Source organism: Thermophilibacter sp., from assembly GCF_966187215.1.
Genome location: NZ_CBIFYV010000077.1, coordinates 1 through 13,857, shown reverse-complemented (window position 1 = coordinate 13,857; position 13,857 = coordinate 1). Strand labels below are relative to the sequence as shown.

The following is a 13,857-nucleotide window of genomic DNA, read 5'->3' as shown; positions in this document are numbered from 1 at the left end:
GGCACCTGAGGTCCGGAGCCGGGAAACGGGAAAGGGGGAGAAGCCGAGTCCGTCGCCGGGCGCGCCCCGGCGGCTAGCAGCAGGCCTTGAACTCCGCGATCTTGGCGGCGAGCGCCTCGGGGTCGTCCTGGAGCTTGAGGATCGTGCTGCCCACGAAGGCGCCGTCAGCGCCGGCAGCCTTCACCTGGGCCGCCACCTCGGGGGTGTGCACGCCCACGCCGCAGTAGATCGGGTTGGTGAGCCCGCGCTCGCGCAGGTAGTCGATGCACGACTTGAGCGTGGGGTGCTCGGGCGTGGCCTGGCCCTCGGCCGGCACGGCCTGCAGGTAGGTGAAGCCGTTGGAGGACAGCGCGTAGGAGACCTCGTCCTCGGGCAGGTGGAACTGCACGTAGCAGCTCACGCGCAGGCCCGCGTCGATGACCTGGTTCTTGATCGTGTCGTCCTTCAGCCCCACCAGGATGATGTCGAGGTACCCGTTGTCCAGGCAGAACCGGGTGAACTTCTCGACGCCGATCTCCTCGACCACGTTCTCGTAGACCATGAGGATGAACTCGGTGCCCGGGAGGTCGCGCTTGACGGCGGCCATCTCCTCCATGTAGCGGTCGTAGTCGTCGCAGGCCTCGAGCGCCTTGGCCATGCGCCCGGCGATCAGCTCGCTCTCGAGGAACGGGTCGCGAGACGGGAAGTCGATCTCGATGGTGTCAACGCCGCTCTCGACGTAGGTGCGGGCCATCGCCGCGCTCGCCTCGAGCGTGGGGTAGCCGTTGCACAGGTAGGCGATCAGCTTCATGGGTGTCCTTTCTTGTCGCTCGCGCGCGCCGGCGCTAGCCGAGGTAGGCCTTCTCGAGGAGCTCGGCGAACTGCGGGACGGTCGGGATGATCGGGTTGGTCTTGGTGCAGCCGTCGGCCAGCGAGATCTCGGCCATCTGCTGCAGGTTGGCGAAGTAGGCGTCCTTGTCGGGGATGGCCTCGGCCAGCGTGGGGATGCCTACGCGGCGGTTCAGGTCGCGCACCACGGTCGCGAAGTCCGTGGCGTCCACCTTGGCGGCCAGGGCGTCGTAGACCGCCTTGGCGCGCGCGTCAGCGCTGTTCCAGTCGATGACGTAGGGCATGAGGATCGCGCAGAGGCGGCCGTGGGCGACCGGGAAGAAGCCGCCGATGGTCTGCGCCATCGAGTGCACGATGCCGAGCGAGACGTTGGTGAAGGCGAGGCCGGCGACCATCGAGGCGTTGGCCATCATCTCGCGCGCCTCCATGTCGTCGCCGTCGTCATAGGCGCGCGGCAGCCACTTGACGATGTCGAGCGCGGCCGCCTCGGCGAGCACGTCCGCCACGTAGTTGGCGCGGTTGGAGACGAGCGCCTCGACGGCGTGCGTGAGGGCGTCCATGCCCGTCTCGGCCGTCACGTGGGCGGGCATCGTGCGAGCCACCTGCGGGTCCACGATGGCGATGTCCGGCATCATCTCCATGTCGCCGATGCCGTGCTTGTGACCCGTCTCGTCGTCGGAGATGACCACCGAGCGCGAGACCTCGCTCGCGGTGCCGCTCGTGGAGGGGATGCACATGAAGCGCGCCTTGGCGCGCAGCTTGGGCAGCGGCTTGGTCGCCAGGATCTTCTCGAGGGAGTCGAGCTCGGGGTGCTCGTAGATGACCCACATGGTCTTGGCCGCGTCCATGACCGAGCCGCCGCCGAGGGCGCAGATCAGGTCGGGCTGCCACTCGAGCATCGCGTCGGCGCCGCGGCGCACGGTCGAGAAGTGCGGGTCGGGCTCCACGCCGCGGAAGACGGTGGTCTCGGCGCCCGCCTCGTGGAAGTAGCCCTCCACGGTGGCGAGCGTGCCGTTCTTCTCGACCGACGAGCCGCCGATGACGATCATCGCGCGCTCGCAGGGCACGGACTTGATGTACTCGAGGCAGCCGTCGCCGAACATCAGCTCGCTGCCGGCCAGCTTCATGGGACGCATCATTTTGCGTGTTTCCTTTCCCGGCGGTCCCCCGCCGATCGGACAGTGGATCCTACTTGTGGAGCGCGTCGAGGACCTCGCGCACGAGGTCGTAGTCGATCGGGTTGTGGACGTCGCCGCCCTTCTTGAGGCTCGAGCCGATGATGGCGCCGTCGGCGATGTTGAGCTGGTCGTCGATGTTCTCGGCCTTGACGCCGCTGCCGGCGATCACGGGCACGTCCACCACGGACTTCACGCGGCGGATCATGTCGATGGGGGTCTCGACGCCGATGGCGGAGCCGGTGACGATGATCGCGTCGGCCCCGCAGCTCACGGCCTCCTTGGCCGAGGTCTCCACGGGCACCTCGATCACGGGGTGGCTGTGCTTGACCTGCACGTCGGCGAGCACCATCACGTCGGTCGCCTCGAGGTTGCGACGGGTCTCCATGCACAGCTTGGAGCAGGGCGCGATGAGGCCGTTGGTGAACAGCACCGTGTCCACGAAGACGGGCACGCGGACGAACTGGCAGCCGTTGGCCTTGGCGATGGACAGCGACGCCACGCAGTCGTTGAACGCGGCGTCCACGCCCACCGGGATGCTCACCGCGTCGCGCACGCGGGCCGTGGCGGCGGACAGGGCCGCCACCTGCGGCGTGTCGAGAAGGGCGCCGAAGGGGTTGTCGTTCATGTTCTCGACGATCACGGCGTCCACGCCGGCGCGCTCGAGCGTGAGGGCGTCGGCCACGGCCTGGTCCATGATCTTCTTGACGTCCCCGCCGAACTCCGCGGTCCCCGGCAGGGCGAGGCAGTGGACCATGCCGATGACGAACTTGTTGCCCTGTGAGATGACGCTCCTGATGTCCATGATTCCTTCCTTTCCGTGACGGTATCTCGCGCGGGCGCTAGGACTCGTGCGCCCGGTGGTAGTCGGCGATGCCCTCGAGGGCCACGCGGCACAGCAGGTCCTCGCCGTCGGCGCGCTCCTGGCCCTTCATCGTGTCCTTGAGGTTCTCGAGGACCGTGCAGAGGGTCAGCGCGCAGGCGCGCACGCCCATGAGGCGGCAGACGGTGAGGATGCAGGACGTCTCCATGTCGACGCCCGAGACGCGCAGGCGGCGGAGCTCGTCGAAGGTCGCGGACATGTCGCGGCCGAACTCCTTGGAGAAGCGCGAGTCGTGCATCTGGGTGTAGAAGCCGTCCATCGTGCAGAAGACGCCGTTGTCGTAGCGCTTGCCGTGGCGCGCCACGACCGCGTTCATCGTGTTGACGAGCTCGACGTCGGCGACGGCCGGGTAGGCCTGCTCGACGTAGGTGGCGCTCGTCCGCTCGCGGCGCATGGCGGCGATGGGGATCATGAAGTTGCCGAGCATGTCGTCGTCGAGCGACATCGAGGTGCCCATGCGCACGGCCACGCGCATGCCGGCCTCGTACATCTCCTCCATCGCGATCGCCGCCGTGGGGGCGCCCATGCCGGTGGACGACACCGTCACGGGGATGCCCTGGTAGGTTCCCGTGTAGGTGTTGAACTCGCGCATGAAGGCCACGTGCGTGGGGTCGTCGAGGTACTTCTTGAGCACCTCCACGCGCCACGGGTCGCCCGAGAAGATCACGTACGGGGCCACCGTGTCCCGGTCGGCACCCATGTAGAGCGTTGCCATCCCATACCTCCTAACAGGCCCTGAAGGCCTCGAAGCGGCTCATGAACGTATCCAGGTCGGGCGCGCCGGTGCAGCACCCCTCGTGCTCGAGGACGAACGACGAGAGCGTGGAGCCCATCCGGCAGCAGTCCTCGAGCGGGCGGTCGTTGACGAGCCCGTAGAGGAAGCCCGACATGTAGGCGTCTCCCCCTCCGGCCGTGTCCACGACCTCGGTGCACTGGCACACGGGCACGCACGCGGTCTCCACCGAGCCGTCGTCGCGCATATGCCAGAACTGGCTGCCGCGCTCGCCGTAGGTGGTCACGATCACGCGCGCCTCGCCGCGCTCCATGAGCTCGGTGATCGAGCCGAGGCCGAACTGCCGCTCGATGCCCGCGCGCTCGCTCTCGTTGGTGAAGATGACCCGGCTCTTGAGCAGCAGCTCCTCCAAAAACGGGCGCGGGAAGGCGTCGTCGTCGGCCTTCATGCCAAAGACCACGGGGACGCCGTGCAGGCGGCACTTGCGGAAGAACTCCTCGTTGTCCGGGCGCGACGCCACCGTGACCACGCCGTAGCGCACGCCCTCGAAGAGGCGGTCGTCCAGCGGTCGGTGGTAGCGGGCGTCCATGGAGCCCGGGTAGAACAGCGTGACGTGCTGGCCCTCGTTGTCCTCGATGAGGTAGCAGACCGAGGTGGCCTCGCCCTCCACGACGGTGGTCGCGTCGAGCGGCACGCCCGCGCCCTCGAGGAAGGCGCGGAAGCCGTTGGTCTCCCAGTCGGGCCCCACGCGCAGGATCGGCATGGCGCTCACGCCCAGGCGGCACAGGGCGTAGGCGATGTTGACGTGGCAGCCGCCGTAGAACACCGTCGCGCAGGTGCTGTTGTCGATCAGCGAGGTGTGGCCCACGCGGGCCGGGCTCTTGATCTTGACGATGTGGTCCATGCTCACGTAGCCGCTCGTCAGAACCTGGCACGCCACGTCAGATCACCCCCTCGTCGAGCATCGAGAAGAGCTCGTCCTCGGACACCACGCGGCCCAGGTACTTGGCGATGTCGTCCAGGTGGACCTGGTTGACCACGTCGGAGTTGGTGGCCACGCACTCCCGCACCACGATCGGGTCGTAGTTGAGGTAGAACGCGTCGGTCACGGTGGCGCGGATGCAGCAGTTGGTCTTGGTGCCCACCACGATCAGGCGCCGGATGCCGTTCTCGCGCAGCACGAGGTCCAGGTCGGTGCCGAAGAAGCCGCTGTAGCGCCGCTTGCGAATCACGTAGTCGCGCTCGGCGTCCACCTCGAGCATCGGGTCGATCTCGATGCCCGGCGTGCCCTCTATGCAGTTGGGGCGCATTGCGGCGGCCTTCTCGTCGACCTTGCCCGCGCGGTTGCAGTGCTGCAGGAAGATCACGAGCTTGCCCTTCTCGCGGCACTTGGCGAGCACCTCGGCGATCCGGGGCAGGACCTCGCGGTTCTGCGGGTAGAAGACCAGCCCGTCGGGGTCGGTGAAGTCGCGGACCATGTCCACGATGACGAGCGCGGTGCCGTCGTCCCTAGCCATTGGAGAACCCCCTCGTCCTGACGTTGCGGCGCTGGGCCACGGAGACCACGGCGAGGACCGCCACCATGAGCACGTACGGGATCACGTCGAAGAGGCCGGAGGCGGGGCCCGCGTAGATGGCCAGGTTGATGGCGAGGGCGCGCGCGAAGCCGAACATGATCGCGTAGAGCGAGGAGGACAGCGGGTCGCCGCGGCCGCAGTAGATGGCCGCGATGGCAATGAAGCCGCGGGAGGCGGTCATGTTGTTGGTGAACATGCCCATGCGCTCCGTCGAGAGGTTGATGCCGGCGAGCGCGCAGCAGACCGCGCCGATCAGGATGGCCACGTACTTGTAGGTGTTGGCCTTGAGGCCCAGGCTGCGGGCGGCGTCCTCGTTCTCGCCCACCACGCGCACGTAGGTGCCGAAGCGCGTCTTGTACATGACCGCGAACATGACGGCGATGCCGGCGAAGGCCACGTAGGTGAGCAGGGGGTGCCCCGAGAGGATGCGCCCGACGATGGGGATCTGCCCGATCAGCGGGATGTTGATCTGCAGGTCGGCCACGTTGAGCCCGGGGACCGTGATGTTGGACGTCCCCATGATGACCATCACGAAGCCGGCGATGGCGGGCACGAGCAGGTTGATGGCGAGGCCGATGACGATCACGTTGCCCTTGAGCGTGACCCCCATGAACGAGAAGACCACGCCCAGCGCCAGGCTCGCCACGATGGCGGCCGCCGCGCCCATCACGAGGTTGCCCGTGAGGGCCGCGACCAGAGTCGAGATGAACGCGCCCATGAGCATCATGCCCTCGAGGGCGATGTTGAGGACGTTTGCCTTGTAGGCGAACACGCCGCCGATGACGCACAGGATGATGGGGGCGCTGTGATAGACGGTGTCGTAGAGGATGTTGCCGATGAGCTCCATGTCCCTACGCCTCCTCTCCGCTGACCGCCTTGCGCGCGGCGAGCCACTCCGAGACCTGACGGCGCAGGCCGAGGCGCTCGTCGATGAACTTCGCGGCAAGGAACAGGATGATGAGGGCCTGGACGACCGAGACGATCTCCTTGGGCACGGACGAGTACATGTTGATGTTGTCCGCGCCCGTCTTGAGGGCGGCGTAGAGCACCGCCGCGATGATGACGCCCACGGGCGAGTGGCCGCCGAGCAGCGAGACGAGCATGCCGTCCCAGCCCAGGCCCGGGCTGCCCGAGAAGTCGAGCGTGTAGTGGAACTTCTCGCTCATCATCCAGCCGGCGCCGGCGAGGCCCGACAGCACGCCCGAGATGACCATGAGCAGGATGATCTTGCGGTTGACGCGCATGCCCGTGGCCTCAGCGAACTCGGCGTTCTTGCCCATCGCGTCGATCTCGTAGCCGAGCTTGGAGCGCTTCATGACCACGAGCATGACCACGAAGCCCACGATGGCGATGAAGAAGAACGGCGTGATCCTGAGGCCGGCTATGCGGCCGAACATCGCGTTCTCGTGGATGACGGGGGTGGACACGTAGCCGCTGCTCAGGTCGCGGAACACGCCCGTCGAGAGGAACTCGAGCACCTTGGAGAGGGCGTAGTTGAGCATGAGCGTGACGACCATCTCGTCCACGTGCAGGTATGCCTTGAGCAGGGCCGGCACCAGCGCGAAGAGCACGCCGCAGACCACGCCCACCATGAGGCAGATGGACTGCATGGCGATGGGGTTCAGCGTATCCGGGAGGTAGGCGCCCGCGATGCCCGAGAAGAACGCGCCCAGAAGCATCGAGCCCTCGACGCCCATGTTGTAGATGTTGGCCTTGAACGTCACCGCGATGGCCAGGCCCGTGAGGATCAGCGGGCTCGCATAGTGCAGGGTGGTGAAGAACCCGCGGGGCGTGAGCAGGGACTTCTCGAAGAGGATCGCGTAGGTCTCGAGGGGGTTCTCGCCAATGGCCACGATCACGATCGCGCCGATGACGAAGGCGAGCAGCACCGGCAGGATCGAGTTGAGCAGCCGCCTCCCCATAATGTGCAGTTTCATGGCTCCGACTCCTTAGCTACGCTGCGTCCGTGATGCCGGCCATGAGGAGGCCCATCTGGGTGTTGGAGGTGACCTTGGGGTCGACCTCGCCCACGACGGCGCCCTTGTACATGACGATGACCCGGTCGGAGAGGCTCATGACCTCGGAGAGCTCGCTGGAGACGAGCAGGACCGAGTTACCGGCGTTGCGGAAATCGAGGATCTTGTGGTGGATGAAGCCGGCGGCGCCCAGGTCGACGCCGCGCGTGGGCTGGCAGGCGATGAGCACCGAGCCGCCGCTCTCCAGCTCGCGGGCCACGATCACCTTCTGGGCGTTGCCGCCGGAGAGCTGGCCCACCTCGCCCTCGATGTCGCCCACGTGGATGTCATAGGCCTCGACGAGCTCGTCGCGGCGGGCGCGCATCGCGCGCACGTCGATGAGGCCGCTCCTGGTCACGCCGTTGCGGTCGAGGTAGCCCGCCACCGAGTTCTCGGCCACGCTCATCGTGGCGCACAGCCCGTCCTCGTAGCGGTCCTCGGGGATGATGGCCATCCCGGCGCGGCGCAGCTGGTCGGGCCACCAGCCCGTGACGTCCCGGCCGAGCAGGCGCACGCTGCCCTTGGTGGTGGTCATGAGGCCGGTGAGGACCTTCACGAGCTCGGACTGCCCGTTGCCCTCCACGCCCGCGACGCCGAGGACCTCCCCCTTGTGCACGGTGAGGTCGACGCCGTGGAGCACCTCGTTGCCGTACTCGTTGATCGTGCAGACGCCGCTCACCTCGAGGCCCACCTCGTCGGAGGCGTCCGGGGCGTCGGGGTCGTTGGTGACGGTGGCCACCGCGTGGCCGACCATCATCTGCGCGAGCTCGGCCTCGCTCGTGTCCCTGGTGAGGACGTTGCCGGTCACCTTGCCGCGGCGGATGACGGTCACCGAGTCGGCGAGCTCCATGACCTCGCGCAGCTTGTGCGTGATCATGATGATCGTCTTGCCCTGGTCGCGCAGGCCGCGCAGGGTGACGATGAGGTCGTCGACCTCCTGCGGGGTGAGCACGGCCGTGGGCTCGTCGAGGATGAGGATGTCGACGTTGCGGTAGAGCATCTTGAGGATCTCCACGCGCTGCTGGGCGCCGACCGACAGGTCCTCGACCTTGTCCGTGGGGCTGAGCTCGAACTTGTACTTCTCGATGAGCGCGGAGACCTCCTTGATCTCCTGCGCCGTGTCGATGAACGGCGAGTGCTCGGAGCGCCTGAGCTCGGCGCCCAGCAGCACGTTCTCGTAGACGGTCAGGCTGGGCACCAGCTTGAAGTGCTGGTGCACCATGCCCAGGCCGTGCGCGATCGCGTCTACGGGGCTCGCGAAGGAGACGGGCGTGTCGTTGATGAGGATCTGCCCGCTCGTGGGGCGCAGCAGACCGTACAGCATGTTCATCAGCGTGGACTTGCCCGCGCCGTTCTCGCCGACGATGCAGCGAATCTCCTGGTCGTCGACTGAGAGGTCGATGTGGTCATTGGCGACGAAGTCGCCGAACTTCTTGGTCAATCCGATCGTCTTGATGATGCTCATGTCTGCCACGCCCCAAATCGGCCGCTACTGGATGTTCACGTTCGGGCAGCTCGCGGGATCGAAGGTCTCGCCGATCTGGGCGTTGACGACCTGGATCTCGGAGCCCACCTTGCCGGTGAGGTCATCGATCTCCGCCTTGATCTGCTCCCAGGTCTCCTGACCGCCCTCCTCGATGTACTCAGAGATCGTGGCGAGGTCGGTGATGCCCGTGGCGCCGGTGGCCACGGAGTAGTTCATCTCGTTGTCGATGCTGGCCATGTCGTCGTTGGCGAGCGCCTCGCAGATGGACTTCACGGGCACGCCGGTGCTCTTGAGCACCGAGGTCAGGACGTAGCCGGGCTGCTGGTCGTCCTTGTTGTCGTCGACCTGGATGGCGAGCTTGCCGACCTCCTTGGCCTTGGAGGTGATGCCGTCGCCCACGCTGCCCGCACAGCCAAAGACGACGTTGGCGCCCTGGTCGTAGTAGGTGCCGGCCACGGTGGCGCCGGCGGCCGAGTCGGTGAAGCCCGCGTCGTACTTGGCGTAGTAGTCATAGGTGACGCCGAGCTTCTCGGCCTCGTAGTTGATGCCCTCGATGAAGCCGTAGGACTCCACGACGATGCCGTTGGAGTTGGTGCCGCCGATGAAGCCCATGGCGCGGCCACCGGCGTCCGGCGCGGTGAGCTTGTAGCCGTCGCCGAAGAGCACGTCGGAGTTCTCGTTGACGAGCGTCGCCAGCGCGCCCGCGAGGAACGCTCCCTCGTTGACGTTGAACAGCACCGACACGACGTTGGAGAACTTGGCCGAGCCGTCGTCGTTCTTGTTGGGGTTGTCGTTGAAGACGACCCAGGTGGTGTCGGGGAACTGCTGGGCGAGCGGGTCGGCGCCGCCGGTGCCGTTGATCAGGGCCTCGAAGTCGTACTCCATGTTGAAGACGAGGTCGTAGCCGTCGCTGCCGAGCGTCTCGAGGGCCTGCGGGATGCCGTTGGTCGGCTCGATGATCTGGACGTCCCAGCCGTTGGCCTCGCCGACCTCCTGGGCCGCCTCGACGGCGCGCTGGTTGAAGCCGCCGTCGTTCTTGCCCGCGGAGCTGCAGACCACCGCGACGCGCTTGGCCTCGCCGCCGCCGGAGCCGCCCTCGCCGCCGTCGCCACCGCCGGAGCAGCCGACGAGCCCGACCGTGGCCGCGACGCCACCCGCGATGCCCAGGAAGCTACGACGCGTGATTTCGTGACTCATAGTGCCCTTCCCTTCCCTCTGGCCCGTCTCCCCCGGGGCGCACCCCGGAAAACGAGACAGACGTATCCACCGCCCCCGGCCCTCCCGGGGGCGTCGTGCCACAAAACGGGACCCTCTGGACGCAGGTCTCAGCCCGAGACCTGGTTGATGTAGAACTTGAACTTGTCGCTTCGGTACCAGCAGTTGAAGTACTCGATCGGCTGCCTCTTGCCCCTCACCTCCCCTTGGGTGACGCACGTGAAGTACAAGAGGGGAATCCCGGGCCGGACGTGGAGGTAGTCGGCCGTCTTGCCCCGTGCGAGGGCCGCCTCGACGGTCCTCGTGGCGTTCAGCAGCTTGGCGTGGTACTCCTTGCGCAGGACCTCGTAGAGCGACTCCTGCGAGAAGTCGCAGAGGTCGATGCCAAAGAAGAGCCGGTACGGCAGGTACGTGACGGTGTGGTTGATGGGGGTGTCGTCGGCGTAGTAGATGCGCTCGAGGCGGAACACCTCCTCGCCGCGGCCCAGCTCGAGCGCGCTGCAGGGCGTGCCCGTGGCCTCCATGACCTCGGCGGAGATGACCTCGCGGCGCGGCGTCATGCCGTGGTTGATGACGTCCTGGGTGCAGCTGGTGATGGAGAGCAGGCTCTGGTCGTACTCCTCGCCCTTCACGAAGGTGCCCTTGCCCTGCACCTTGTAGAGGTGCCCGTCATGCACGAGCTCGTCGATCGCGCGGCGCACGGTGATGCGGCTCACGCCGAAGCTCTCCATGAGCTCGCGCTCGCTGGGGATCGGCTCGTTCTCGCGGTACTCGCGGCGCTCGATCCGCTCGATGATGGCGCGCTCGATGAGGAAGTACTTGGGGGCGGGATTCGTCTGGGCCATGTAGTCGCTCCCTCCCCCGTGTCGCATCGTCATAACGTCATGTCCAATATCAGTATCGCCACCGTGGCTCCGCGGGCGGGCAAGCCGTTCGCAAGTGTCCCACACGGCTCGACAATTGGTAATACCAGATGGGCTCGCGGTCTGGTCTATCTGAACGAAAGTTTCTATATTGAATGATAATCATGCTATGTACTGCTATTCGTTTGCCGAACTATAAAACGGTAGTTTGTGTGGTTCGAAACACGAAGGCACACGGAGGGCCATCGGGCGGAAACCGAACGCCCACGGTCCCGCCACGCCGCGGACGCGGGACGCTCGAGGGCGCGCGGCCGCTCCCTCGGGGGCTGACCGGACCCCGCCTCCCCGCCCGGTGCCGAAATACCACCTTCCAAGTAGGAATTATCGTGAAGCGACGGGTTTTTCTCGCCTGACGCTTGCCAGAAAATCCCCGCTCACTACTATGAATTAGGCAAACACGACGCGGGGCCCGCGCGGCACCGCGAGAGAAAGGCGGACCATGGCAGACCAGCTGCTCAACGTGCGCTCGCTCAGCGCGGGCGCCGACGACAAGCCCATCCTGCACGGCATCGACCTCGCCGTGGGCGCGGGCGAGTGCCACGTGCTCATGGGGCCCAACGGCGCGGGCAAGTCCACGCTCGGCCACGTCATCATGGGCGACGCGGCCTACACCGTGACCGGCGGCTCCATCACCTTCGACGGCGCCGACGTCACCGAGCTCAGCGCCGACAAGCGCTCGCTCGCCGGCATCTTCCTCTCGTACCAGGCCCCCGTGGAGGTCCCGGGCGTGCCGCTCTACAGCTTCCTGCGCGAGATCTGCCAGAAGCGCCCCGAGCTCAAGACCACCGCGCGCAAGTTCCGCGAGCGCGTGGGCCAGATCGCCGACCAGCTTGAGCTCGACCAGGGCTTTCTCATGCGCGAGCTCAACGTGGGCTTCTCGGGCGGCGAGAAGAAGAAGATCGAGATGCTCCAGCTGCTGCTGCTGCGCCCCAAGCTCGCCATCCTCGACGAGACCGACTCGGGTCTGGACGTCGACGCCCTGGGCATCGTGAGCCGCGGCATCCAGGCCTACCGCGAGGAGGTCGGCGGCGCGCTCGTCGTCATCACGCACAACACGCGCATCCTCGAGCGCCTGTCCGTGGACCGCACGCACGTCATGGTGCACGGCCACATGGTCGCCGAGGGTGACGCCTCGCTGATCTCCGACATCGACGCCAACGGCTTCGAGCGCTTCGAGCGCGCGCTGGGCGAGAGGGACGGCGCGGCGGGTGATGCCGAGTGAGCGACGAGAGCCGCGAGGGGCGCGCCCGCACCGAGGTCGCCGACGTCGACCGCTCCCTCTATGACTTCACCAAGTCCGAGGAGGGCTACGAGCGCTACGCCGACGGCCTGACGCCCGACATCGTCCGTGCCATCTCGGCCAAGAAGGACGAGCCCGACTGGATGCTCCGGATGCGCCTGGACGCGCTCGAGGAGTACCACCGCCGGCCGATGGCGCCCAACTGGGGCCCGAGCATCGCCGGGCTCGACCTCGACCACATCTCGGCGTACGTCTCGCCCAACACCAAGCAGGCCAAGAGCTGGGACGACGTGCCGGACGACATCAAGGACACCTTCGAGCGCCTGGGCATCCCCGAGGCCGAGCGCGAGAGCCTCGCCGGCGTGGGCGCCCAGTACGACTCCGAGATCGTCTACCACAACATGCGCGACGACGTGGCCAAGCAGGGCGTGGTCTACACCACGATCGAGGACGCGCTGCACGATCCCGCCTGGGAGCCGGTGGTGCGCCAGTACTTCGGCACGCTCATCCCGCCCACCGACCACAAGTTCGCGGCGCTGCACTACGCCGTCTGGAGCGGCGGCAGCTTCGTCTACGTGCCGGCCGGCGTGAGCCTGGACTACCCGCTGCAGAGCTACTTCCGCCTCAACGCCGCGGGCGCGGGGCAGTTCGAGCACACGCTGATCATCGTGGAGCCGGGCGCGGACCTGCACTTCATCGAGGGCTGCTCGGCGCCCAAGTACTACGAGGCCAACCTCCACGCCGGCGCGGTGGAGCTCTTCGTGAAGGACGGCGCGCGCCTGCGCTACTCCACGATCGAGAACTGGTCCAAGAACATGTACAACCTCAACACCAAGCGCGCCACCGTGGGCACCGACGCCAAGATGGAGTGGGTCTCGGGCAGCTTCGGCAGCCACGTGAGCTACCTCTACCCCACCACCATCCTCGCCGGCGTGCGCTCGAGCTGCGAGTTCACCGGCATCACGTTCGCCGGCGCCACGCAGGACCTCGACACGGGCTGCAAGGTGATCATGAACGGCGCCGACACCACCGCCACCGTGGACACCAAGTCCATCTCCAAGGACGGCGGCGTCAACACGTTCCGCAGCTCGGTGGTGGTGGGCCGCCGCGCCGACCGCGCGCGCTGCTCGGTGAGCTGCCAGTCGCTCATGCTGGACGACATCTCGCGCTCGGACACCATCCCCGCGATGGACGTCCGCAACGCGACCGCGCAGGTCGGCCACGAGGCCACGATCGGCCGCATCTCCGACGACACGATCCTCTACCTCATGAGCCGCGGCTGCTCGGAGGCCGAGGCGCGCACACTCGTGGTCAACGGCTTCGCCAACCCCGTCTCCAAGGAGCTCCCGCTGGAGTACGCCGTGGAGATGAACAACCTCATCAAGCTCGAGATGGAAGGGGCCATAGGATGACGGCCGCCGAGAAGAACCGCGCGGGCGCGAGGGGTGCCGCGGCGGGCGCGGGCGCTGGCGCGCTCACGCTCGAGCGCGTCAACGCCGCCCCCGCCCAGACCTGGAACCGCCTGCGCGTGAACGACGTCACGATGACCGTGCCCGTGCGCGAGAGCGCCGGCGCGGTGCGCGCCGCGCTGCCGCGCCTCTTCGAGGGGGTGGCATGCGGCATGGGGCCCGAGGTAACGGCCTGGGCCGAGTCGCAGGCCGGCGACGCCCGCTACGTGGAGGTCCCGCGCGGAGCGCGCCGAGAGGAACACGAAGTGGTGAGAGTCGGCGACAGCGAGGCAGCAGAAACAGGAGTGCTCGTCCCCGAGGGCACCAAAGTCAC

13 protein-coding genes and 1 pseudogene are annotated in these 13,857 nt (G+C 67.2%); 3 read left to right on the top strand and 11 right to left on the bottom strand.

Annotated features, from left to right (window positions below):
- Positions 1-73: 73 nt before the first annotated feature.
- The 11 genes from ACWTSU_RS06660 to ACWTSU_RS06610 all read right to left on the bottom strand — a co-directional run bounded on the left by ACWTSU_RS06660 (position 74) and on the right by ACWTSU_RS06610 (position 10,757).
- A complete protein-coding gene (locus ACWTSU_RS06660) occupies positions 74-790 on the bottom strand; it encodes a tryptophan synthase subunit alpha (protein ID WP_455139085.1) in 717 nt (238 codons plus the stop codon).
- A 34-nt stretch (positions 791-824) separates the two neighbouring features.
- On the bottom strand, positions 825-1,967 hold the full coding sequence (locus tag ACWTSU_RS06655; RefSeq protein ID WP_455139084.1) for an iron-containing alcohol dehydrogenase: 1,143 nt from the start codon (positions 1,965-1,967) through the stop codon (positions 825-827).
- Positions 1,968-2,016: 49 nt separating this feature from the next.
- Positions 2,017-2,808 (bottom strand): BtpA/SgcQ family protein, encoded by a 792-nt coding sequence (locus ACWTSU_RS06650; RefSeq protein ID WP_455139083.1) that lies wholly within the window; start codon positions 2,806-2,808, stop codon positions 2,017-2,019.
- A gap of 37 nt (positions 2,809-2,845) precedes the next feature.
- Positions 2,846-3,601: a nucleoside phosphorylase gene (locus tag ACWTSU_RS06645; protein WP_455139082.1), complete on the bottom strand. Its 756-nt coding sequence runs from the start codon at positions 3,599-3,601 to the stop codon at positions 2,846-2,848.
- A 10-nt stretch (positions 3,602-3,611) separates the two neighbouring features.
- Complete coding sequence (locus ACWTSU_RS06640) at positions 3,612-4,559, bottom strand: carbohydrate kinase family protein (RefSeq protein ID WP_455139081.1); 948 nt, start codon at positions 4,557-4,559, stop codon at positions 3,612-3,614.
- Between the two features lies 1 nt (position 4,560).
- Complete coding sequence (locus ACWTSU_RS06635) at positions 4,561-5,136, bottom strand: cysteine hydrolase family protein (RefSeq protein WP_455139080.1); 576 nt, start codon at positions 5,134-5,136, stop codon at positions 4,561-4,563.
- On the bottom strand, positions 5,129-6,043 hold the full coding sequence (locus tag ACWTSU_RS06630; protein ID WP_455139079.1) for an ABC transporter permease: 915 nt from the start codon (positions 6,041-6,043) through the stop codon (positions 5,129-5,131). Before ACWTSU_RS06630 ends, ACWTSU_RS06635 begins: the two co-directional genes overlap by 8 nt.
- Positions 6,044-6,047: 4 nt before the next feature.
- Positions 6,048-7,133: an ABC transporter permease gene (locus ACWTSU_RS06625; protein ID WP_455139078.1), complete on the bottom strand. Its 1,086-nt coding sequence runs from the start codon at positions 7,131-7,133 to the stop codon at positions 6,048-6,050.
- 16 nt (positions 7,134-7,149) lie between these two features.
- A complete protein-coding gene (locus tag ACWTSU_RS06620; RefSeq protein WP_455139077.1) occupies positions 7,150-8,676 on the bottom strand; it encodes an ABC transporter ATP-binding protein in 1,527 nt (508 codons plus the stop codon).
- 24 nt (positions 8,677-8,700) lie between these two features.
- Positions 8,701-9,894, bottom strand: a complete 1,194-nt coding sequence (locus tag ACWTSU_RS06615; protein WP_455139076.1) for a BMP family lipoprotein — start codon at positions 9,892-9,894, stop codon at positions 8,701-8,703.
- 128 nt (positions 9,895-10,022) lie between these two features.
- Positions 10,023-10,757, bottom strand: a complete 735-nt coding sequence (locus tag ACWTSU_RS06610; RefSeq protein ID WP_455139075.1) for a GntR family transcriptional regulator — start codon at positions 10,755-10,757, stop codon at positions 10,023-10,025.
- Between the two features lie 517 nt (positions 10,758-11,274).
- Here ACWTSU_RS06610 and sufC point away from each other — a divergent pair.
- The 3 genes and pseudogenes from sufC to ACWTSU_RS06595 form a co-directional block, all read left to right on the top strand.
- A complete protein-coding gene (gene sufC / locus ACWTSU_RS06605) occupies positions 11,275-12,057 on the top strand; it encodes a Fe-S cluster assembly ATPase SufC (protein ID WP_455139074.1) in 783 nt (260 codons plus the stop codon).
- The gene (gene sufB, locus ACWTSU_RS06600; RefSeq protein WP_455139073.1) at positions 12,054-13,487 is read left to right on the top strand and encodes a Fe-S cluster assembly protein SufB; all 1,434 of its coding nucleotides are present in this window, start codon (positions 12,054-12,056) and stop codon (positions 13,485-13,487) included. The genes sufC and sufB overlap by 4 nt, the downstream gene beginning before the upstream one ends.
- Positions 13,484-13,857, top strand: a pseudogene (locus tag ACWTSU_RS06595) (hypothetical protein); the annotation flags it as partial. The gene sufB and the pseudogene ACWTSU_RS06595, both read left to right, overlap by 4 nt.